The organism is Roseateles paludis, from assembly GCF_039872745.1.
GTDB classification, from domain to species: domain Bacteria; phylum Pseudomonadota; class Gammaproteobacteria; order Burkholderiales; family Burkholderiaceae_C; genus Pelomonas; species Pelomonas paludis.
In genome coordinates, this window is the sequence record NZ_JBDPZD010000008.1 from 23,627 (window position 1) to 42,738 (window position 19,112).

The 19,112-nt window shown below is 69.2% G+C and carries 16 protein-coding genes; 7 read left to right on the forward strand and 9 right to left on the reverse strand.

Annotated features, from left to right (window positions below):
• The first annotated feature begins 29 nt into the window (after positions 1–29).
• The 3 genes from ABDJ85_RS18895 (at position 30) to ABDJ85_RS18905 (ending at position 3,130) form a co-directional block, all read left to right on the forward strand.
• Positions 30–1,991, forward strand: coding sequence for a TonB-dependent receptor plug domain-containing protein (locus ABDJ85_RS18895; RefSeq protein ID WP_347706361.1), 1,962 nt, complete (start codon positions 30–32; stop codon positions 1,989–1,991).
• A 257-nt stretch (positions 1,992–2,248) separates the two neighbouring features.
• Positions 2,249–2,596 carry a PilZ domain-containing protein gene (locus ABDJ85_RS18900; RefSeq protein ID WP_347706362.1) on the forward strand — a complete coding sequence of 116 codons (348 nt, stop codon included), beginning with the start codon at positions 2,249–2,251 and terminating at the stop codon, positions 2,594–2,596.
• Positions 2,597–2,782: 186 nt separating this feature from the next.
• On the forward strand, positions 2,783–3,130 hold the full coding sequence (locus ABDJ85_RS18905) for a PilZ domain-containing protein (protein ID WP_347706363.1): 348 nt from the start codon (positions 2,783–2,785) through the stop codon (positions 3,128–3,130).
• An 18-nt stretch (positions 3,131–3,148) separates the two neighbouring features.
• Here the strand turns inward: ABDJ85_RS18905 and ABDJ85_RS18910 are convergent, their stop codons facing one another.
• The 6 genes from ABDJ85_RS18910 to ABDJ85_RS18935 all read right to left on the reverse strand — a co-directional run bounded on the left by ABDJ85_RS18910 (position 3,149) and on the right by ABDJ85_RS18935 (position 10,505).
• Positions 3,149–5,035 (reverse strand): PAS domain-containing sensor histidine kinase, encoded by a 1,887-nt coding sequence (locus ABDJ85_RS18910; RefSeq protein ID WP_347706364.1) that lies wholly within the window; start codon positions 5,033–5,035, stop codon positions 3,149–3,151.
• A gap of 10 nt (positions 5,036–5,045) precedes the next feature.
• Complete coding sequence (locus tag ABDJ85_RS18915) at positions 5,046–5,417, reverse strand: response regulator transcription factor (protein WP_347706365.1); 372 nt, start codon at positions 5,415–5,417, stop codon at positions 5,046–5,048.
• Positions 5,418–5,462: 45 nt separating this feature from the next.
• Entirely contained in the window at positions 5,463–6,554 is a 1,092-nt protein-coding gene (locus tag ABDJ85_RS18920; protein WP_347706366.1) for a sensor histidine kinase, read from the reverse strand.
• Positions 6,555–6,670: 116 nt separating this feature from the next.
• Entirely contained in the window at positions 6,671–8,839 is a 2,169-nt protein-coding gene (locus ABDJ85_RS18925; RefSeq protein WP_347706367.1) for an ATP-binding protein, read from the reverse strand.
• Entirely contained in the window at positions 8,839–9,660 is an 822-nt protein-coding gene (locus ABDJ85_RS18930) for a substrate-binding periplasmic protein (RefSeq protein WP_430765572.1), read from the reverse strand. Before ABDJ85_RS18930 ends, ABDJ85_RS18925 begins: the two co-directional genes overlap by 1 nt.
• Positions 9,660–10,505: an HD-GYP domain-containing protein gene (locus ABDJ85_RS18935; protein ID WP_347706368.1), complete on the reverse strand. Its 846-nt coding sequence runs from the start codon at positions 10,503–10,505 to the stop codon at positions 9,660–9,662. Before ABDJ85_RS18935 ends, ABDJ85_RS18930 begins: the two co-directional genes overlap by 1 nt.
• A gap of 210 nt (positions 10,506–10,715) precedes the next feature.
• Between ABDJ85_RS18935 and ABDJ85_RS18940 the strand changes: the two genes are divergently transcribed.
• The 4 genes from ABDJ85_RS18940 to ABDJ85_RS18955 all read left to right on the forward strand — a co-directional run bounded on the left by ABDJ85_RS18940 (position 10,716) and on the right by ABDJ85_RS18955 (position 14,998).
• A complete protein-coding gene (locus ABDJ85_RS18940) occupies positions 10,716–11,402 on the forward strand; it encodes a response regulator (protein ID WP_347706369.1) in 687 nt (228 codons plus the stop codon).
• A complete protein-coding gene (locus ABDJ85_RS18945; protein WP_347706370.1) occupies positions 11,399–12,118 on the forward strand; it encodes a response regulator in 720 nt (239 codons plus the stop codon). The genes ABDJ85_RS18940 and ABDJ85_RS18945 overlap by 4 nt, the downstream gene beginning before the upstream one ends.
• An 88-nt stretch (positions 12,119–12,206) precedes the next feature.
• Positions 12,207–13,742 carry a DUF1800 domain-containing protein gene (locus ABDJ85_RS18950; RefSeq protein WP_347706371.1) on the forward strand — a complete coding sequence of 512 codons (1,536 nt, stop codon included), beginning with the start codon at positions 12,207–12,209 and terminating at the stop codon, positions 13,740–13,742.
• A complete protein-coding gene (locus tag ABDJ85_RS18955; RefSeq protein ID WP_347706372.1) occupies positions 13,739–14,998 on the forward strand; it encodes a DUF1501 domain-containing protein in 1,260 nt (419 codons plus the stop codon). Before ABDJ85_RS18950 ends, ABDJ85_RS18955 begins: the two co-directional genes overlap by 4 nt.
• 234 nt (positions 14,999–15,232) lie before the next feature.
• Here the strand turns inward: ABDJ85_RS18955 and ABDJ85_RS18960 are convergent, their stop codons facing one another.
• The 3 genes from ABDJ85_RS18960 to ABDJ85_RS18970 all read right to left on the reverse strand — a co-directional run bounded on the left by ABDJ85_RS18960 (position 15,233) and on the right by ABDJ85_RS18970 (position 19,008).
• The gene (locus ABDJ85_RS18960; protein ID WP_347706373.1) at positions 15,233–15,829 is read right to left on the reverse strand and encodes a PEP-CTERM sorting domain-containing protein; all 597 of its coding nucleotides are present in this window, start codon (positions 15,827–15,829) and stop codon (positions 15,233–15,235) included.
• A gap of 205 nt (positions 15,830–16,034) precedes the next feature.
• Positions 16,035–17,360, reverse strand: a complete 1,326-nt coding sequence (locus ABDJ85_RS18965) for a DUF1501 domain-containing protein (RefSeq protein WP_347706374.1) — start codon at positions 17,358–17,360, stop codon at positions 16,035–16,037.
• Position 17,361: 1 nt separating this feature from the next.
• Positions 17,362–19,008 (reverse strand): DUF1800 domain-containing protein, encoded by a 1,647-nt coding sequence (locus ABDJ85_RS18970; RefSeq protein ID WP_347706375.1) that lies wholly within the window; start codon positions 19,006–19,008, stop codon positions 17,362–17,364.
• Positions 19,009–19,112 lie beyond the last annotated feature (104 nt).

Sequence of the window (19,112 nt, forward strand, 5' to 3'; positions counted from 1 at the left end):
CCCGCCCCATCGGGCCGAAGCTTTGGCGCATGAAAAACACAAACACTCCTGCTCTCCGTCCCAGCCACACCCTGAGCCGTCTCGGTCTTGCGGCACTGCTGGCCCTGTCAACCAACGCCGCCCTGGCCCAGGCGAACAGCCTGCCCCAGGTGGTGGTCACGGCCACGCGCCATGCGCTGCCGCTGCAGGACGCGCCGGCGGCCCTCACCGTCGTCAGCCAGGAAGAGCTGGCCGAGCGCGGCACCGAGAACCTGCTGCAGGCCCTGCGCACCGAGCCCAGCGTCAGCACCTTTGGCCGACCCACGGGCGGGCGCAAGGCGCTGTCGCTGCGCGGCATGGACCCGCGCCACGTGCTGGTGCTGGTGGACGGCGCCCGCATCAGCGCCAGCGATGGCCTGGTGGGCTCGTCCGACTACCAGCTCGATTGGACCGGCGCGATGGACATCGCGCGGGTCGAGGTGGTGCGCGGCCCGATGTCGGTGCTCTATGGCGCCGAGGCCCTCGGCGGCGTCATCAACGTCATCACCCAGCCGCTGAGCGGCGAGCTGGAGGCGCGCGCCTTTGCCGAGGCCCGCTTCGGCCAGGATGGCGGCGACGGCCACCGCCTGCAGGCCGCGCTGCGCGGCAGCTTCAGCCCGCAGCTGCGCTTCGGCATCAGCCTGGCGGATGGGCGCCGCCAGTCCACGCCGCAGGCCACAGACGCGACGCTGACCGCCGTGGAGGGCCGGCGCCCCCGTGAGGCCGCCGTGCACCTGGCCTGGCTGCCGGTGGAGGGCCACATCGTCAAGCTCGACGCCCGCCACGCCGACGAGCTGCGCTGGTTTGACGCCCGCGAGCGCAGCGGCAAAAAGCGGCTCTACCAAAGCGAAACCCCGCTGGTGCGCGATCACCACCTGCTGGCCTGGGAGGCCGACTGGGGCGGTGGCCGCGAGAGCCTGCTGCGCGTCTACGAAAACCGGCTAGACACCCGCAACTACCGCAGCAACGGCGTCGCGCCGCTGCGCCCCAACATCCTCGGCGACCAAGTGTTGGAAGGTCAGTTTGCCCAGCCCTTGCCCGGCGGCCAGCAGCTGACCGCCGGCTTCGAGCACCGCACCGAGTGGCTGGACAACGCCGCCCTGCCCGGCGGCCACGCCCAGGCCCGGCACACCGGCCTGTACGTGCAGGACGAAGCGCGCTTCGGGCGCAGCCTGCTGCTCACCGGCGGCCTGCGCCACGACAACACCCAGGGCTATGCCTCGCAGTGGAGCCCACGCGTCTATGCCGTGTGGAACCTGGCGCCCGAATGGGTGCCGGATTTGGTGTTGAAGGGCGGCGCGGGCAGCGGCTTCAAGGCGCCCAATCTCAAGCAGGTCAACCCCGCCTACCGTGAGGACGAGGGCCCCAGCACCTACCTCGGCCAGGCCGGCCTGCGGCCCGAGCTGAACCGCAGCCTGGAAGCCGGCCTGGCCTGGGACCGTGCCAACACCGGGGCCAGCCTGATGCTGTTCCAGAACCGCATCCACGACCTGATCACGCCGGTGCTGCTCAGCGGCACGCCGGCCAGCGGCACCTACCAGTTCCGCAACGTGGACCGAGCCGTGCTGCGCGGCGCCGAGGCCAGCGCAGGCTGGCGCGCCGGCGCCTGGCAATGGCGGGTCTCGGGCACCTGGCTGAGCGCCCACGACGGCCAGGGCCTGCCCCTTGAAAAGCGCGCCACCCGCACCTGGGCTCTGCGCGGCGACTGGCGCGACGGCCCCTGGGCCGCCGGCGGCACGCTGGATGTGCAATCGGGCCTGCACCTGGCCTCCGCCACCGCCGGCCAGCCGCCGCAGACCGTGCCCACGGTGACCCAGCTCAACCTGCACCTGAAGCGACAGCTTGCCGACGGCTTCACGCTTCGCGTGGGGCTGGACAACGCCACCAACCTGCGCCTGGCCAGCAAGTCCCCGCTGTTCAGCTACGAAGAGCAGCCGCGCACCCTGCGCGTGAGCCTGGAGGCCCGGCAATAAGTGAGAGTGGCTGATGTGATCTGCGCATGACGTGACACCTCTGCAACGTCACATTCAGACCCCCGGGCGCAGCAGGCGCTCAAAGTGTCAGACTCTGCACGCTTGACGTGCTCGCGTGGCGGCACAGAGGGGCGTTCCCGTCTATCTTGCGCAGACCTCCCCGCACTGCCGCCTGCTGCAGGGCCGAGGGTGGGGCAGGTGTCGGCGTGGTCGCAGTGGTTTGCGGCCAAAGTCGCCGCCACAGAGGGAGCCTCGTGATGTCTTTGCCCGCCGTTGCTGCCGACAATCGACGCGCCGTCGAGCGCTACCCCTTGCGCACCAAGGTGTTGGTGGTCATTGGGGATCAGCATCGCCTGGACGTGCGCTCGCTCGACGTGGGCAAGGGTGGCATGGGCATCGTGTCCGACTGGAACCTGCCCGTGGGCACCCAGGTCGTGGTCAAGTTCAACCTGCCCGTCAAGCACACGTCCGTGCCCTTGATCCTGAACGCGGTCGTCGTCAACGGCGCCCTGGCGGGCTCCCTCGGAGGCTTCCGGGTGGGTTTGCAGTTCCGCGGCGTGAGCCCGCAGGCGACGCAGGCCCTTGAGCAGTTCGTTCAGCGCTGACGCTCAAGCGGCTTCGACACCCTAGCCTGAGGGCAGGCCTCGCAAACTTTGCCCGACTGTTCGCTCGACTGACAAGTCAGGCCAGACGCGCTATGGTCGCGCCATGGCCCGATGCGTCACGCGGCAGCGGCACGTTCGGCTGTGCGGCTCGCTGGCTTCCAGCAAGTCCAACACGGGGAGAACACCATGAGCCTGCCTGGAGCCAGCGTCGAGAACCGACGCGCCACGGATCGCTTTCCCTTGCGTACGAAAGTGCTGCTTGTGGTGGGCGACAACCAACGGATAGAGGGCCGCACCCTCGATATCGGCAAGGGGGGCATGGGGGTGGTCTGCGACTGGAACCTCTCCTTCGGCACCGACCTGGTGGTGCGTCTCGGCCTGCCGACCCGCACGGGCGCCTGCCAAATGGTGGTGCGGGCGCGGGTGGTCAATGTGACGCTGGCGGGCTCGGTCGGCGGCTTCCGGCTTGGCCTGCAGTTCCTCAATGCGGACGCCGGCACGTTGTCGGCGATTGATCAGTTCCTGCAGCGCTGAGACAGCACTGCGGCGGCACTACTGCGCCACTGCGGCGGAGCCGGGCGAAGCCTGCTCATGAGTCGCCAGCGGCAGCCAGAGCATCACCTCCGTGCCCACCCCCGGCTCACTGCTGAGCTGCACGTCCCCGCCCTGCTGCTCAAGCAGCTCCTTGACGAGGCTCATGCCCAGGCCGGTGCCCGGGATGTTGCCGCTGGGGTCGGCGCGGTAGAAGCGCTCGAACACGCGGTCGAGCTGGGCCTGCGACATGCCAATGCCCTGGTCCTGCACCACCAGGCCCAGGCGCCGGTTGGCGTCGTCCAGCCGGCAAGCCACGGTCACCCGAGTACCGGGCTTGGAGTACTTGATGGCGTTGGAGATCACGTTCGTCAGCGCCTGCGAGGCCTTGGCGCCGTCGGCCCACAGGTGCAGGGCGCCATGCGCAGCAGGCAGCTCAACGCGCAGCTCGTGCCCGGCCAAGGCGCCGGCCATGCGGTCCACGGTGTCCTGCACCAGCTCGCCAACACGGACATGGCTGAACTTCAGGTCACTGCCCTGGCGGGACTCGATGCGCGCCAGGTCCAGCAGGTCGTTGATCATGGTGATGAGAAGCGAAGCTTGGCGGTGGATGGTCTCCAGCACGTCGCGCTTGCGCGGCTCGGGCACTGGGCGGCGCAGCAGCAGCTCGGTGAAGCCGAACACGCTGACCATGGGCGTGCGCAGCTCGTGCGCGGCGGTGGTCAGGAACTCGCTCTTCATGCGGTCCACCTCGCTCTCGTGCGTCACGTCGCGGAAGTAGAGGATGGACTCACCCTGCCCCCCCGCGTTGTGGCGCGCCAGGCGCGTCAGCACCCGGGTGCGCGGCTGCGAGAGGTGCAGCAGGTCCATGGTGTCGAAACCGCCATCGGCATCGGCCTGCATGCTGAGCGGCGGGAAGCTGTACGCCGGGTCGGCCATGGCGCGGATGCGGCGGTCCAGCTCCAGCAAGTGCAGGCCGCTTTCGATGATGCCGGGCTCCCACTCCATCATCTGCAGGAAGGCGTTGTTGACGTAGACCAGCTGGCCCTCGCGGTCAAAGACGAGGAATCCGTCCGGGCTGAGGTCGAACACCGTGGACAGCCGGGCGTTGCGCTCGGCAATGGCCAGGCGCGCCCGCTCGCGCTCGGTCACGTCGTTGAGGATGCCCACGTAGTGGCGCGGCGGGCCGTCGCCCAGCTTGACGGGGGCGATGGACAGCTCGTTGAAGAAGAGGCTGCCGTCGGCGCGGTAGTTGCGCAGCACGGCGGTACAGCTCTCGCCGGTCAGCACGGCGCGGCGCAGGGTGTCGAGCTCGGGCTGGGCCGTGTCGCTGCCCAGCAGGAAGTCACCATTGCGGCCGATGGCCTGATGGGCTTCATAGCCGGTGATGCGGCTGTAGGCGGCATTGACGTAGATGATGGGGCGGCCGCGCAGGCTCATGTCCCAGATCACCACGCCATTGCTGCAGCAGGCCAGCGCGCTGGTGTAGAGCAGCAGCATCTCGTCGAGCAGCTTCTGGTCGGTCACGTCGCGCACGACGCAGGCGTAGCGCACGGCCTCTGCGTCCGCCTCGTCGGCGCCGGGGTCGAGGCGCGCCAGGGAGACTTCAGCCGGGAAGCTGGTGCCCCCGTGGCGCAGCGCGGTGCCCTCGAAGCGGGCCACATGCGTCTGGCTGGCCCGCATGAAGAGGCCGGCCAAGGTGCGGCGCTCGGCGTCCTCGGCGGTGAGGCCGGGTAGCAAGGCGGTCAGCGGCTGGCCGCACAGGTCAGCGGGCTCACGGCCAAAGATGCTGGCCACGGCATGGGAGGCGCTGCGGATCAGGCCCTGGCCATCGACGCCCAGGATGGCGTCCGGGACGGCATTGATCAGGCCCTGCGCCGTGCGCTCTGCAGCGGACACGGTGTGCATGGCGGGCTCCTCATGCTTCGGCAGTGAGCTTCTCGATGGTGTCGATCAGCTGCAGCGGGCTGAAGGGCTTGACGAGGTATTCGTCGGCCCCGGCCTTGCCGCCGGCCTCGCGGTCCCGCGCCTGGCCGCGTGCCGTCAGCAGCACCACCTTGACGTGCGCGAGCGCCGGGTCGTGCTTGACGCGCTGACAGACCTGCAGGCCATCCAGCTCGCCAGGCATCATCACGTCGAGCAGCATCAGGTCGGGCTGCAGGGCCTGGGCCATGCGCAGGCCGGACACGCCGTCAGCGGCCTCGTGGATCTCGTAGGCCTCGAACTCCAGCGTCATGTGGATGAGCTTGCGGATGTCGGGCTGGTCTTCAACGATGAGTACGCGCTTCATGGTGGGCCTCCAGGTGCAAACAGTAGAGCGGGTGGGCGACGGGGGTCAGGCGGTGGTCTTGCGGCGAGCCCGCGCCATCAGTGCAGCCAGGTCACTCGCGTAACGCTGGGCTTGGGCAATGTCGATCTGCGGGTCGGTGCTGCGGGCCGGGGCGCCGGTGGGCAGGTCGATCAGGAAGTGGCGGCTGCCGTCCTCGACCTCCTCGCGCAGCTGGCCACCGTGCAGCGAGAGCACGTGGCGGCAGAGCTGGAAGCCCAGGCGCTCGCGGGCTGCCTTCACATTGGGCTTGTTGCCCTCGGCGCTGGGCTTGGCCTCGATTTCGATGCCCCCGATGTGGGCCGAGAACACGCCGCTGTCGCGGAACACGATCAGCGCGCGCGGCCCGAGCTGGCGGTGTTCGATCACCAGGTTGCTGCCACGCGGCGCAGTGCGCAGCGCCACCTCCAGGCATTCCAGGAAGACGCGGCGCAGCCAGGTCTCGCTGCCGTAGAGCGTGGCGAGGTTGGCCGTCTCGTCCTGCGACTGGAAGCGCACCTTGACGCCGCGCTGGATGGCCTGGGGCTGCAACTCCCCCCAGACCGATTGCAGCAGCGGCCACAGCTCGATGCGGTCGGTGGCCAGCAATGCGCCGCTGTGCCACAGGCCGGCCAGGTCGAGCAGCTTGTCCAGGGCCTGCAAGACCTCCTGGATCTGGGACACCGCGTGGTCGGCCAGGTGCGCCACGTCGGGGTGCAGCATCGTCAGGGCCCCATGCGCTTCCTTCAGCGGCTCGCGCAGGTCGGTGCGGATGATCTCCATCAGGTTCTCGTAGGCGATGCCAGGGTCGGACGAGCTCTCGTCCCGCAGGAAGACGAAGGCATCGTCCTTGGCCAGCCCAGGCACCACGCGGCAGCGCAGCTCGGGGATGACCTCGCCCAGCGCCGTGGGGCGACCAGGGACCGTGAGCAACGCGCTGACGCGCTGCAGCGCCGAGCGCTCCACGGCTTGAACGAGGTCCGGGTCGTAGAGCTTGCTGCCACCGGCCAGGCCGGTGCGGGAGCAGGCGTCGCCGTTGGCGTAGCGCACGATGCCGTCGTGCGTCACCCAAAGGAGACCGGATTTCTGGTTCTCCAGGATTTCGGCAAGCGTGGCGTGCATGGTGACCTCCTCGGTCAGGCTGCGAATCGGGCTCGATTCAATTCATTTGATACAAATGATATTTACAATCGAATCTACTGTCTGTGAACGAATTGGCAGAATCCTGTCGGCCTCGCTCACAGCGCGGCCGGCGTGGTGTCGCCAAAGCGCGTGGCGGGTAGCCACACGCTGAAGACCGCCCCGCCGCCCGCGCGGTTGGCGGCACGCAGCTCGCCGCCGTGGGCCACGACGAGGCGCCGGGCGATGGCCAGCCCTAAGCCCGTGCCGCCCGAGCCGTCCTTGGTGGCGGTGGATTGCACGAAGGCCTCGAAGATCTGCTCCAACTCAGCCGGTGGGATGCCGGGGCCGCGGTCCAGCACGTCGATGCGCAGGCGCTGGCCGTCCACGCCTGCCAGCAGCTCGACTGCAGCGCCTGAAGGCGAGAACTTGATGGCATTGGCCAGCAGGTTGCGCAGCACCTGCTGCAGGCGCGGGGCATCCACCAGGGCCACGAGCTCCTGGTCGCCGCCGCGCACGCTGAGGCCGAGCTGCTTGTCGGCCAGCAGCGGCTGCAGCTCGGCGGCCAGCTCGCGCAGCAGCGGCCGCAGGTCTTGCCGCTCGGGGTGGAGCTGCTCCTGCGCCTGCTCGATCTTGGAGAGGTCGAGCAAGTCGTTCACCAGGGCCAGCATGCGGCGGCCGGCGTTGTGCACGTCGGCAAACATGTCGGCCAGCCGGGGATGCGCGCGCGCCCGCACCTGGCCCAGCTCCGAGAAGCCGAGGATGGACTGCAGCGGGGTGCGCAGCTCGTGGCTGACGTTGGCGATGAACTCGGACTTGGCGCGGGAGGTCTCCAGTGCCGCGTCGCGCGCCGCACGCGTGGTGCGCTCGGCCTCACGGAACTCCGAGATGTCCATGAAGGCGACGACGATGCCGCCGGGCCGGCCATCGGTGCCGGGAAAGCTGGCCTTGCTGATGAAGAGGTCGCGCTGGCGGCCGTTGGCGTTGCACCAGACCGCCTCGTAGTGGCGCTCGCCGCCCTCGGCCATCAGCTGGGCGTCCATCTGCGCATGCAGGGCCGAGGCTTCGGCCGAGCACTCGTTGCGCGCGGGCTGGCCCAGGACTGCCTCACGCCGCTGGCCGGTGAACTGCTCCCACGCGGGGTTGACGTCCAGGTAGCGGCGCTCGCCGTCCAGCACGGCCATGGGCAGGGGGTTGCTGGCCAGCAGGCTGCGCGCAAAGCCGAGCTGAGCGCGCAGCTCCTGCTCGCTGGCCTCCACGCGTTGGCGGGCCACGTCGAGCGCCTCACGGGCCCGCTCGCGCGAGCGCAGGCTGGCCGCTGCGGCGCGTGCCAGCAGGCCCAGCGCCAGCGCGGTGGTCAGCGTCAGCAGCAGGGGGCTGCGCGCCCGTGCCCACCAGCGGTCGTGGATCTCGTCGACCTCGGTCTCGACCACGACCAGCAGTGGCCGCAGGCGCAAGGCCCGGAAGGCCGCCAGGTGGGTGCCGGGGCTCAGGCCCTCACCCTCCCAGGCGCCAAATTCCTCCCCGGCGTTCACGCGCGCCAGCGCTGGCAGCTGGGGCTGGCGCATGCCGACCTCGACGCCGCTCTCCAGCGTCGCCGCCACAAACTCGCCATCCAGGCGCATCAGCGCGCCGGCGCTGGCTGAGTCGGCCAGCGCGACCTGCTGGAAGTTGGCAAAGGCATCGGGGTTGAGCAAGGCCAGCGCCCAGCCCGGCTCGCCGCCGGGCAGGCGCACCGGCCGCGCAAAGGGCACGAAGCCCACGCCCTGGGGCACCTGCTGGTCCAGGCTTGAGAGCTGCCGCGCTGCCACGAAGCGCCCCACCACCTCGCCACGCCCTTCGGCCGCTGCGGCGCCGCTGATACCCAGGCGCACGAGGTCCACGAAGACACCGACATCGGCAGCATCCGAGGCGGCCAGCACATGGCCTCGCCCATCCAGCAGGGCCACACCGCGCAGCGTCGTCAAGGCGGTCAAGCTTTGCTGCATCAGCGGACGCAAGCCCTCGGGCGGCACGCCGCGCGCCGCAGCGTCGGCCAAGCCACTAAGGGCAAGTGCCACCGAATCAAGGCTGCGCGTGGCGTGGTCCTCCAGCACGCGGGCCAGCAGGGCTTGGCGCTCGGCCTGCTGGCCTCGCATCACGCGGTACTCACGCGCCAGCAGCAGGCCGCCGGCCAGCAACACCAGGGCCGGCACCAGCCAGCTCAGCAAGCCCAGCGCGCGGCTGGCGGGCAGCCGCCACAGTGGGGCCAGTGGCTCGGCGGCGGGGGCGCCCACTGCGGTGTCCATCAGCGAGCCCGCACGATCTCAGACAGGCCGTGCCGCTTGGCGGCCCACTGCAAGCGCCCGTCTTGCTGAATGCGCGCGACGAAGTCGTCCACCTGCTGCGCCCAGGCATCGTCACCCGGCTTCACGGCATAGGCATAGGGCAGCACATGGAAGGGCGTGGGCGGCGCCACGAGGCGGGCCCAGTCGGCGTTGTCGAGCAGGCGGCGGCTGTAGGGATAGTCGGTCATGAACACATCGACCCGCCCGGCCTCCAGCTCGCGCTCCCGCGTGTCGGGCGGGCGGATCACGACCATCGTGGCCTGCTTGAGCGCAGCGGCCATCACGGGCTCCATGAAGGTTCCGGCCTGCACGGCCACGCGCACGCCGGGGCGGTCGATGTCCTCCCAGCGGGTGATGGCACGGCTGCTCTTGGTCGTCACGGCATAGATGTCGCTGGCCAGATAAGGCCGCGAGAAGCGCAGCACCGCCACGCGCTGCGGTGTCATGCCCACGGCGAACATGGCCACATCGCACTTGTCGTTGCGCAGGTCGTCGATCAAGCTGGCGAACGAGGATTCGACGTACTTCAGCCCCACCTTGAGGTCGGAAGCCAGTGCGGCCGAGAGGTCGATGTCGATGCCCGAGAGCTGGCCGGTGCGCGCATTGCGAGCGCTGATGCCGTAGTAGTCGGTCCAGATGCAAAAGCGCATCTCCTGCGCACGCTGCACGCGGTCGGCCACCGGGCCGGCGATGGCGCTGGAGGTGGCGGTTTGGCTGGCCAAGCCCAGGCCGAGAGCGGCCATCGCGAAAAGGGAACGAAACGGCGACATCAGCGTGCTCATCACAGGTCTCCTTGGCGGAAGTAATCGGGCTCGCGCAGCAGGTCGCGCGTCGGTTTGCAGCGTTCAGCGGCGGGTGTTGGCGGCACGGTCTCGCGGTCGGCCATCTGGGCAAAGCTGGGCTGGGTCAGGTTGACCCAGTCGCGCAGCGCGATCAGCCCCGGGGCATTGGCCAGGAAGGTGGCCACGATCTCGGGGTCGAAGAGCCGGCCAGCCTCGGCCGCGAGCATCTCCAGAGCCACCTCGTCGTCATAGGCCGGGCGGTAGCAGCGGTCCATGGTCAGCGCGTCGAAGAAGTCCACGACGGCCACGATGCGGCCCGACAGCGGGATCTCGGCGCCCTTGAGCCCGGCCGGGTAGCCGCCGCCATCCCAGCGCTCGTGGTGGTGCAGGGCCACCTCGGCGGCCAGCTCGAAGAGCGGGATGTTGGAGTGGCCCAGGATGTCGGCGCCCATCTGCGGGTGGGCGCACATCAACTGGCGCTCCTCGGGGGTGAGCTGCCCCGGCTTCTTGAGCACGTCGTCGGCGATGCCGATCTTGCCGATGTCGTGCATGGGCGCGGCCAGGCGCAGGTGGCGGGCCACCGGGGCCGGCACCCCCAGGTCGCGCGCCAGGGCCTCGGCCAGATAGCCCAGGCGCAGGATGTGCACGCCGGTGTCGCCGTCGCGCAGCTCGGCGGCCACGGCCAGGCGCATCAGGGTCTCCAGGTGGGACTGCTCCAGGTCATGCAGCGCGGTGTTGCGCTCACGGTAGACACGCCCCAGGTCGGCCAGCAGACGCTCCATCTGCGCCGTGGCGCTGGCAGCAAAGGCAAAGGCCGCATCGGACGCCGCCGGTGCTTCCACCATGGGCGGTTCTGGGAAACGCTCCGACACCACAAGGCTGGGAAGGGGCGGGGGCGGCAGGGATTTCATCCTCGACTCCTGAGACTGAGTTGCGACGTATTGCCGTCGCCTGGATCAAATATATCAATTTGGCAGTTTGCATCATCTCCAATCTTGACCGCAGCATCGATAAATTCGGCAAAATGTCTCGCGTCCCTTGTCAAGGCCGCTGCCATGCCAACGCCCTCTCCTGAAGCGCTCGCCCCCGCCGTGGGAGACGACACCTGCTCCACCACCGAAGCCGCCCAGTGGCTGGGCATGGCCGTGCGCTCGGTGCAGCTGATGGTGGACCGCGGCGACCTGCAGGCCTGGAAGACGCCCGGCGGCCACCGACGCATCTCGCGCGCTTCCATCCGTGCCTGGCTGGCGCAGCGTGGCGCGGGCGGGCCTGCCACCCAGCCCGGTGCCTTGGGCCCCGCCGCCACGCGCAGCTTTGGCGCCACGCGCCCGGCCGATCTGGGCGCCGCCCCGGCCAGCCGCCCGGCGCCACTGCGCATCCTGCTGATCGAGGACTCCGCCCACTTCCAGAACCTGGTCAGCCTGATCGTCAAGCGCGAGCTGCCTGATGCCGAGCTGCACGTTGCCTCCGACGGCATCGGGGGCTTGGGGCTGGCTGGCCGCCTCGACCCCGACTTGCTGCTGGTGGACATCCTGCTGCCCGGCATCGATGGCGCCACCTTGATCACCGGCCTGCGCTCCGATCCACAGTTCGCGCGCAGCCGGCTGATCGTGGTCACCTCGCTCGACGAGTCCCAGCGCGCGCCTTATGCCTTTGCACTCGATGGCGTGCCCGTCGTGCACAAGCCGCAGTTGGTGCGCGAACTGCCGCCGCTGCTGGCCCCGTTCAAGCCACCCCAATGAGCGCCCGCGTGCTGCTGATCGAAGACGACGCGTCCATCGCGCGCTTCGTGGCCCTGGCGCTGGAGGAGCTGACAGTCGATCTGAGCACCGCCGGCACCTTGGCCGAGGCCCGGCAGCAACTGGCCCAGCAGCGCTTTGACGCCGTCATCACCGACCTGATGCTGCCCGACGGCTCCTCCATCGAACTGATGGAAGCCGGCCATGCACGACAGGGCACACCCTGGATCGCCTTCAGCGCCGGCCTCACGCCGGAGCGCCTCGCGTCGCTGCACGAGCTGGGCGTGCAGCAGACGCTGCGCAAACCGGTCTCGCTGGCCGCCTTGCTGGACGCCGTCAGCAGCGCCCTGCAGGCGAGCGAGCCCACCAGCGCCGCACCCGCGTCCGAAGTACCGCCCCCGGCCCGCCGCGCTGCCGCCGTGGACGAGCACTTCGGCGGCGATGCGGCCATGTTCGATGCCTTCCTCGCCGGCTGCCTCGCGCGCTTCGCCGACGACCTGCAGCGCGGCCACGCCGCCCTGGCCAGCCAGGACCTGGCGACGCTGCGCCACGTCAGCCACGGGCTCAAGGCCGTGCTCAGCCTGATCGGCGAGCCCGCGCTGGCCCAGCACGCCCGCGCCCTGGAAGACGCCTGCGCCGCCAGCCAGCCGGCCGAAGCCGCGCACCACTGGCCGCCGCTCGCCCAAGGGCTGGATGCCCTGCGCCGGGAAGGCCGCTGACGCCCCCCAACCTACAAAACTTTGCACCGCCGCCACATCACGCGACGGCGCGCTTGGCATGCTGGTGGCTCGTCCTGACGCGCCACCCATGCCCCTCGACCGACGCCACCTGCTGACCGCCACGGTGATGGCTGCCTGTGCAGCCAAGGGGCTGCGGTCTGCGCGCGCCGCCTCGCCCGCTCCCCTCAACGCCGAACTTACTGCCGAACTTACTGCCGACCAGCGCGCCCACCACGCGCTGCAACGCCTGGCCTATGGCCCCACGCCGCAGGACGCCGCCGCCCTCCACGAGCTGGGCCCCGACGCCTGGTTGGCCCGCTGGCTCAAGGCCCAGCTTCAGCCCGAGCCTGCCCCGCTGCCCGCCACCTTCAGCCAACAACTGTCGGACCTGGAGGTGCTGAGACTCAGCCAGGGCGAACTGCTGACCCGCTACCGCGAGGCCACGCGCCAGCGCCGCGAGACCCAGCGCGAGATGGCACAAAACCCAGCGAGCAGCTCCGCCGCCCGGCCTGCCATGAACCCGGTGCGCGAACAGATTCGCCCCCTGGAGCTGCAAGCCGCCACCGCACGCTTGCTGCGCGCCCACGGCTCGCCCAACCAGCTCGAAGAGGTGCTGGTGGAGTTCTGGTTCAACCACTTCAATGTCTTCGCCGGCAAAGGGCCGGTGGGCGTGCTGGTGGCCGACTACGAAGCCCGCGCCATCCGCCCGCACGTGCTTGGGCGCTTCCGCGACCTGCTGGGCGCCACGGCCAAACACCCGGCCATGCTGCTCTACCTGGACAACGCGCAGAGCGTGGCGCCGGGTTTCAAGCCGCGTGGCGGGGACGGCGCCCCGCGCGGCCTCAATGAAAACTACGCCCGCGAGCTGATGGAGCTGCACACGCTCGGCGTCGAAGGCGGCTACACCCAGCGCGACGTGACCGAGCTGGCCCGCATCCTGACCGGCTGGGGCCTCAAGCCACGCAGCCACGGCGACGAACTCTTTGATTTCGACTCGCGCCGCCACGACCACGGCCCCAAGACCTGGCTGGGCGAAACATTGCGCGGCCGGGGCCAGCAAGAAGGCGAACACGCGCTCGACGTGCTCGCGCGCCACCCGTCCACCGCACGCTTCGTCAGCTTCAAGCTGGCCCAGGCCTTTGTGGCCGACGAACCGCCCCCCGCCCTCGTGCAACGCCTGGCCGAACGCTTCCTCGCCACCGACGGCGACCTGCGCGCCGTGACCCGCAGCTTGATCCAAAGCCCCGAGTTCTGGAGCCCCGAGGCCTTCCAGGCCAAGTTCAAGACGCCCTACCAGCACCTGCTCTCCAGCCTGCGTGCCGTTGGCGCCCCGATGCTCCCGACGCAGCAAGCCCTCAATCTGCTGCAACAGGCTGGCCAACCGCTCTACGGTGCCGTCACACCCGACGGCTACAAGAACACCGCCGCCGCCTGGCGCAACCCCGAGGCCCTGACCCAGCGCGTGCAGTGGGCCACCCGCCTGGCACAAGGCCGATCAAGCGATGCCCTGCTGGCCACGCTCGGCCCCTTGATCAGCGAACGCACGCGCGATGCCGTGCGCACCGAGGCCCCCGCAGCCCAAGCCGCGCTGCTGCTGGCCAGCCCTGACTTCATGAAGCGATGAGCCTGCTACGCCGCCACATCCTGCACTTCGGGGCCACCACACTGGCGGGCCTGCCCTTGTCGCTGCGCGCCGCCCCCGAGCAGCCTGCGCGCAAGCTCGTCGTCGTGATGCTGCGCGGCGCGGTGGACGGCCTCTCCGTCGTCGCACCCTATGGCGACGCGCGCTACGCCGCCAGCCGCCCGCAGCTGGCGCTCAAGGCGCCGGGCACGGCGGACGACGCCCTGCTCCAGCTCGACAGCCTCTTTGGCCTGCACCCGGCGCTCGCGCCCCTGCACCGGCACTACGAAGGCGGGCAACTCGCCTTCGTGCACGCCAGCGGCTCGCCCGACCCAACGCGCTCGCACTTTGACGCGCAGGATTACTTCGAGTCCGGCACGCCGGGCCGCAAGTCCACGCCCGATGGCTGGATGAACCGCCTGCTGACCGCACTGCCCGGCGAGCCCAGCCCCACCCGCGCCATCAGCCAAGGCAACACGCCGCCCCGCATCTTTGCCGGCCCCGCCAGCGTCGCGTCGCTCGGCCTCGGGCCCCAGGCCGCGCAGCGCCGCGCCATCGACGAGCCGCGCGTGCAAGGCGCGCTGGCCAAGCTCTACGAAGGCGACGCGCAGCTGGCGGGCACCTACCGCGAGACCGTCGAAGGCCGCCGCGAGATGTCACGCAGCATGGCCAGTGCCGAGCACCAAAGCGCCATGGCGCGCGGTATGGGCGACCCCACGGCCGACGCCGGTGCGCCTTCGGCGCGCAGCTTTGCTGCCGACGCCCGGCGCCTGGGCCAGCTGATCCAGCACGACCCGCACACCCAGCTCGCCTTCACCGCCGTGGGCGGCTGGGACACCCACGTCAACCAAGGCGCCGCGCAGGGCCAGTTGGCCAACAAGCTCGGCGCGTTGGGCCAAGGCCTGGCCGCACTGGCCGATGGCCTGGGCGATAGCCTGCGCGACACGGTCATCGTCGTGGCCAGCGAGTTTGGCCGCACCGTGCGCCAGAACGGCACCGGCGGCACCGACCATGGCCGCGGCAACGTGATGTGGCTGCTGGGCGGCCCGGTGGCCGGCCGAAAGGTCTACGGCGAATGGCCGGGGCTCGACCCCGCTGCGCTCGCCGATGGCCGCGACCTGGCCGTGGTGACCGACTTCCGCCATGTGCTGGCTCCCGTGCTGCAGCGCCATCTGGGGCTGAGCGACGCGGGGTTGGCGGCCGTCTTCCCTGGCCTGCCGTCAGGCGGCGGGCTGGGGCAGCAGTTGCTGAAGGCATGAGGCTCGCCATGCCCCATCTCGCGCGTGCTGACTTGCCGGCCTTGGTGGCTGCTGTGGGCGGGGTGCTGGGGTTTGTGTTGCTGGTGCTGCTTTAGCAGCACGAGGCAGTTGATTTGAAGAAATGCTTGGGTGGCGAGACCTGCGGCTTTCCTCAGCGGCTGCCCCAAAAGAACGAAACCGGCCTCCAGGGCCGGTTTCGAACGATCCGCCAGGGATCGAAGCGTTCAGGTGAGCTTACTTGGCTTGCTTGCGCTTGCGAGCGGCGAAGCCGGCACCCATCAAGGCACCGCTGACAAGGGCCAGGCTTGCCGGCTCCGGCACATGCCCGTTGTCAGCACCGTCATCCGAGTAGGTGCGGAAGGTGTAGTCAAAACCCGGGAACGACTGGTAGCCCTGGTTGGCATACACCTGCCCTTGGCTGTACGGATTGTTGGTATCGCCTGCAATACCGAGAGTGCGATTTCCAGAGAACACCAAGTAGTAGGTGGTGTTGGCGGAGATGGCCACGTCCGCCCAGAAAACATCGACCCAGCTACCGGCGGTGCCGGCGGCGCTGCCCGAGGCAAGGAGTTGGCCGCCATCAGTCGGCAGCTTGTCGTAAAGGCTGATCGTGACGTTGTCCGAGGAGCCAATCCCAGCCTGCAGCAGGATGCCGGCACCGGAAATGTCGGAGGCCGTCTGCTTGAACGATTGAGCCAGATCTGTCTGGGCAAAGCCCGCCATGTAGGTGTTGTGCGTAGACGCGTTCTGATCAATGACCGGGGCGGCTTGCGCTGCGGCTGCAACAACCAGCGATGCGCACAGCGTGACTAGTTTTTTTGAGATCGACATTGGAGCTATCTCCGTAAGAATGACGGCGCACTCTCAGCAAAGATCGGGCCAACAACTTAAGTCGTTGATTTAAAAGGACCGACACCGCAACGCGCTCAGCAGTCCTTGGGGGTGTGGCAGGTTTTCCGACTCCCGCGAACAGGTGTCCGCCACCGGGTCGCCGTGACCGGTTCGCGGCCACGGTCACCGACTCCAAGCGTTCGGTCTAGCCAAAGTAACCCACGTTCTTCACGCTGAAGTTCGCCAGGTTCGGGAACATCGCGCCCAGATCCCCTGCGCCCACCCCAAACCAACTGGCCAAGGTGGCGCTCATCTGGTCGACCGAGGTGGTCGGGATCCAGCGGCCTTCGGACGAGGCATCGTCAGGCCCCCCCAGCACCAGCTGCGGCATGCGGCCATAGACGCCGCCCTTGACCGCACCGCCCATCACGAACTGATGGTTGCCCCAGGCGTGGTCGGTGCCGCCACCGGATGCGGGCTGCAGCGTGCGAGCAAAGTCGCTGGCGGTGAAGGTGGTGACCGCATTGCCAACACCGAGCTGCTGCATCGCATCGTGGAAGGCCTTGAAGGCTGGGCCGATCTCGCCGAAGAGCTGGTTCTGCTGGTTGAGCTGGTCGTTGTGGGTGTCAAAGCCGCCCATGCTGACGAAGAAGAGCTGGCGCTGCACGCCGATGTTGCCGCGCCCCTCGATCAGCTTGGCCACGGTGAAGAGCTGCTGCGCGAGGCTGCCGTTCAAGCCGCTGAACAGCCCCGAGAGGCTGCTGTTCATCGACAGCGCGGTGTTGAGCGCGGTGCTGGCCTTGATGGCCTGGTTCATCACGCTGGCGGCTGCGCGCTCCTCGGCGTTGGCATAGGGCTGCGTGAGCAGGCTTTGGTAGAGCGAGTACAGCGGACTGGTGGAGGTGTTGCCAAAGCCCTTGATGGCAAAGCTGTTGCCGGTGCCGACCGACAGGCCCTGCGAGGCCACACCGGACATGAAGACGTTGTTGCCCGCAACCGAGAGCGCCATGGGCACGACGCCGCCGGGCTGCAGGTCGGCCACGCGCCCGCCCCAGCCGGTGACCGAGGGCATGCTGTTGCCGGGGAAGGACTGGCCGCGCTGCCATTGCTCCTGCTGGTCGCTGTGTGAGAAGAGGTTGCTGGGCGTGGTCTGCATCGCCGCCTTGGTGATGGGCTTGACCAAGGTGCCCACGTTCAGCTGCACGGCGAGGTGGCCTTGGTTGAACACGTCGGCCAGCGGGGCCAGCGCCGCATGCAGCCCGAGCTGGCTGCTGCCCAGCGGAGCCAGCGTGCCTTGGTCCAGCGTGAGGCCGCCAGTGCCGGCGGTGCCACGTGCCTTGGCATAGGCGGCATAGCCGGCTGCGTCCATGGGCACGACCATGTTGTTGCCGTCGTTGCCACCGTAGAAGAAAACGCAGACCAGGGCCCGGTAGTCGCTGCCCGAGAGCGGCGCCGCCAGGGCGTGTGCAGGCAGCAGCCCGGTGCCAGCCAGACCGGCGGCATGTGCAAGCAGATGACGTCGATTCAGCATTTCAGTTCTCCACCAGGTATTCGGGCGACATCGCGGCCAGGAAGAGCGCCGCCTTGGCGCGCTCCAGGGGTTTGCTGACCGGCGAGATCTGCGCGGCGCGCAGCAGCGCGGACTCGAGCGCGACGCTCATGCGGCCACCAAACATCACCCGCTTGATCTCGGCCACCAGGCTGGCCGGCTGGACCGCAAGCGTGACCCAGGGGGTGAGGTCGATGCTGGTGCCAATGGCGTTGGGGATGCTGGTGTCGGGCGCGATGGGCTTGCCGCTGAGCGCGGTCGAGAACACGCTGCTGAGCTTGAAGGCGCTGCTGGCGTTGAACACGCCGAAGGCCGGGCCATCGAGGCTCGGGTCCACCGGCAGGTCGTAGTCGGGCGGGAAGAAGCTGAACACGCTCGGCGGGCTGAAGACGGGCTGCGAGAGGCTGCTCATCTGCTTCATCGGCCACAGGCCGTCGCTCTTGGCGCCCATGCTGCGCAGCAGGTGGGTCATCTGGACGATGGGCTCGCGCAGCTTGCCAAAGCGGCTCGGGTCGGTGGGGGTGCTGGCCTCCGGGTCGGTGAGGATGGCCATCAGCACGCGCTTCATGTCGCCGCGCGGGCTGGCATTGAAGGCAGAGGCCACGCGCGCCACATAGGCCGGGCTGGGGTTGGCGGTGACAAGCTGCTGGATCAGCTGGCGGCCGATGAAAGGGCCGACATTGGGGTGGTTGAAGATGTTGGTGATGGCGGCATCCAGGTCGGCCGCCGCCCGCTGCCCGCCCGGCAGGACCACGCCGGAGAGCAGCTTCTTGGTGCCCGTGTCGTGCTGCTCCTCGAAGGCGATCATTGGCGCGTCGTAGTAGGACGGGTTGCCGAAGCGGCTCTTGGTGGCGCCCGGGCGGGGCGCGTAGGTCCAGCCGGTGAAGGCGTGAGCAAAGCCTTCGACGGTGTCCTGGTCGTAGGCCGGGATGGGGCCCGTGATAAGCCCCGTGGTGGTCATCCTTGTGGATGTCTTTGTCGTGCCATCGAGGCTCAGCTCCCACAGGCCGATGGAGAACAGCTGCAGCACCTCGCGGGCGTAGTTCTCGTTGGGCTCGATGCCCTTGGCCGGGTTGGCCTTGGCGTTGTTGGCCATGTTGAGGTAGCGGCCCATCGCCGGGCTGAGCGTCACCTCCTTGAGGATGTCGCGGTAGTTGCCGAAGGCGTTGCGCAAGAAGATGCGCTGGTAGTTGGCCATCGCATTGGGCAGCTTGATGGTGTTGCCCGAGACGACCAGGATCTGGCTCAGCGCCAGGGCCGTGCGTTGGCGCAGCTGGTCGGGCTGGGAAAGTGCGTTCTGGAAGAACTGCAGCTGGACGGGGAAGAGCGAGTAGTTGTCGCGCTTGCAGGTCTCGGGCGATCCGGTCGGGCAGCCCTTGCTGGAGTCCGGGTCCACATAGGGCGCCACGTAGTCGGAGCCACTGAGCGTGAACTGCTTTTGCACCCAGCCCTGGCGGCCCATCTGGGTCAGGGCCGTGACATCGGCAGCCGTCGGCCCGAAGCTGGCCTGGGCCAGGAAGCGGCGCGCATCACCATCGGTCAGGCCCTGGGCCTGAGCGACGGCCTGGGCCTGGGCGCCGCCGGCCAGGGCCAGCAGCAAGGGAAGAAAGCTCAATCGGCGAGTCAACATGACAGGCTCCGGCGAGGGCAGCGGGCGGGGTGTTCATTGTTCGCTGCGGAACATTTCTCAGGGGTGACCGGGCCGTGCTGCTTGGTAAGGAATGGTGACGATGG